Raw genomic sequence first — 3,194 nt, forward strand, 5'->3', positions numbered from 1 at the left:
GGGTGGTTGGTCGTTGTTTGAGAACTGCACAGTGGACGCGAGCATCTGTGGCCAAGTTTTTAAGGGCGCACGGTGGATGCCTTGGCACCAGGAACCGATGAAGGACGTGGGAGGCCACGATAGTCCCCGGGGAGTCGTCAACCAGGCTTTGATCCGGGGGTTTCCGAATGGGGAAACCCGGCAGTCGTCATGGGCTGTCACCCATACCTGAACACATAGGGTATGTGGAGGGAACGCGGGGAAGTGAAACATCTCAGTACCCGCAGGAAGAGAAAACAACCGTGATTCCGGGAGTAGTGGCGAGCGAAACCGGATGAGGCCAAACCGTATGCGTGTGAGACCCGGCAGGGGTTGCGTATACGGGGTTGTGGGATCTCTCTTTCACAGTCTGCCGGCTGTGAGACGAGTCAGAAACCGTTGATGTAGGCGAAGGACATGCGAAAGGTCCGGCGTAGAGGGTAAGACCCCCGTAGTCGAAACGTCAACGGCTCGTTTGAGAGACACCCAAGTAGCACGGGGCCCGAGAAATCCCGTGTGAATCTGGCGGGACCACCCGTTAAGCCTAAATATTCCCTGGTGACCGATAGCGGATAGTACCGTGAGGGAATGGTGAAAAGTACCGCGGGAGCGGAGTGAAATAGTACCTGAAACCGTGTGCCTACAAGCCGTGGGAGCGTCGCGCATTGAGTTTACTCAATGCGTCGTGACTGCGTGCCTTTTGAAGAATGAGCCTGCGAGTTTGCGGTGTGTTGCGAGGTTAACCCGTGTGGGGAAGCCGTAGCGAAAGCGAGTCCGAACAGGGCGGTTTAGTAGCGCGCTCAAGACCCGAAGCGGAGTGATCTAGCCATGGGCAGGTTGAAGCGGAGGTAAGACTTCGTGGAGGACCGAACCCACCAGGGTTGAAAACCTGGGGGATGACCTGTGGTTAGGGGTGAAAGGCCAATCAAACTCCGTGATAGCTGGTTCTCCCCGAAATGCATTTAGGTGCAGCGTCGTGTGTTTCTTGCCGGAGGTAGAGCACTGGATAGGCGATGGGCCCTACCGGGTTACTGACCTTAGCCAAACTCCGAATGCCGGTAAGTGAGAGCACGGCAGTGAGACTGTGGGGGATAAGCTCCATGGTCGAGAGGGAAACAGCCCAGAGCATCGACTAAGGCCCCTAAGCGTACGCTAAGTGGGAAAGGATGTGGAGTCGCAGAGACAACCAGGAGGTTGGCTTAGAAGCAGCCACCCTTGAAAGAGTGCGTAATAGCTCACTGGTCTAGTGATTCCGCGCCGACAATGTAGCGGGGCTCAAGCGTACCGCCGAAGTCGTGTCATTCACACAATAGGGCCAACGCCTGTGTGGATGGGTAGGGGAGCGTCGTGTGCCGGGTGAAGCCGCAGCGGAAGCTAGTGGTGGACGGTTCACGAGTGAGAATGCAGGCATGAGTAGCGATACACACGTGAGAAACGTGTGCGCCGATTGACTAAGGGTTCCTGGGTCAAGCTGATCTGCCCAGGGTAAGTCGGGACCTAAGGCGAGGCCGACAGGCGTAGTCGATGGATAACCGGTTGATATTCCGGTACCCGCTGTGAAGCGTCAAACATTGAACCAGGCGATGCTAAGTCCGTGAAGCCGTTCCGGACCCTTCGGGGAATGGAAAGTGGTGGAGCCGACGGTCCAGACCTGTAGTAGGTGAGTGATGGGGTGACGCAGGAAGGTAGTCCATCCCGGGCGGTGGTTGTCCCGGGGTAAGGGTGTAGGCCGTGCGATAGGCAAATCCGTCGCACATTAAGGCTGAGACCTGATGCCGAGCCGATTGTGGTGAAGTGGATGATCCTATGCTGTCGAGAAAAGCCTCTAGCGAGTTTCATGGCGGCCCGTACCCTAAACCGACTCAGGTGGTCAGGTAGAGAATACCGAGGCGTTCGGGTGAACTATGGTTAAGGAACTCGGCAAAATGCCCCCGTAACTTCGGGAGAAGGGGGGCCATCACCGGTGAGAGGACTTGCTCCTTGAGCTGGGGGTGGCCGCAGAGACCAGCGAGAAGCGACTGTTTACTAAAAACACAGGTCCGTGCGAAGCCGTAAGGCGATGTATACGGACTGACGCCTGCCCGGTGCTGGAACGTTAAGGGGACCGGTTAGTCCAACTTCGGTTGGGCGAAGCTGAGAACTTAAGCGCCAGTAAACGGCGGTGGTAACTATAACCATCCTAAGGTAGCGAAATTCCTTGTCGGGTAAGTTCCGACCTGCACGAATGGCGTAACGACTTCTCGACTGTCTCAACCATAGGCCCGGTGAAATTGCACTACGAGTAAAGATGCTCGTTTCGCGCAGCAGGACGGAAAGACCCCGGGACCTTTACTACAGTTTGATATTGGTGTTCGGTTCGGCTTGTGTAGGATAGCTGGGAGACTTTGAGCATCGGACGCCAGTTCGGTGGGAGTCGTCGTTGAAATACCAGTCTGGTCGTGCTGGATGTCTAACCTGGGTCCGTGATCCGGATCAGGGACAGTGTCTGATGGGTAGTTTAACTGGGGCGGTTGCCTCCTAAAGAGTAACGGAGGCGCCCAAAGGTTCCCTCAGCCTGGTTGGCAATCAGGTGTTGAGTGTAAGTGCACAAGGGAGCTTGACTGTGAGACCGACGGGTCGAGCAGGGACGAAAGTCGGGACTAGTGATCCGGCGGTGGCTTGTGGAAGCGCCGTCGCTCAACGGATAAAAGGTACCCCGGGGATAACAGGCTGATCTTCCCCAAGAGTCCATATCGACGGGATGGTTTGGCACCTCGATGTCGGCTCGTCGCATCCTGGGGCTGGAGTCGGTCCCAAGGGTTGGGCTGTTCGCCCATTAAAGCGGTACGCGAGCTGGGTTTAGAACGTCGTGAGACAGTTCGGTCCCTATCCGCTGCGCGCGCAGGAACATTGAGAAGGGCTGTCCCTAGTACGAGAGGACCGGGACGGACGAACCTCTGGTGTGCCAGTTGTTCTGCCAAGGGCATGGCTGGTTGGCTACGTTCGGGAGGGATAACCGCTGAAAGCATCTAAGCGGGAAGCCTGCTTCGAGATGAGTGTTCCCACCCACTTGATGGGTTAAGGCTCCCAGTAGACGACTGGGTTGATAGGCCGGATCTGGAAGGCGGGTAACCGCTGGAGGTGACCGGTACTAATAGGCCGAGGGCTTGTCCTCAGTTGCTCGCGTCCACTGTGTT

The 3,194-nt window shown here is 56.8% G+C and carries 1 rRNA gene; it reads left to right on the top strand.

Annotated elements, in window-relative coordinates:
- The first annotated feature begins 49 nt into the window (after positions 1 to 49).
- Positions 50 to 3,172: ribosomal RNA gene (locus OO70_RS50085) — 23S ribosomal RNA — on the top strand.
- The last annotated feature ends 22 nt before the right edge of the window (positions 3,173 to 3,194 follow it).

The sequence above is a fragment of the Streptomyces xylophagus genome (assembly GCF_000716435.1).
Lineage (GTDB): Bacteria > Actinomycetota > Actinomycetes > Streptomycetales > Streptomycetaceae > Streptomyces > Streptomyces xylophagus.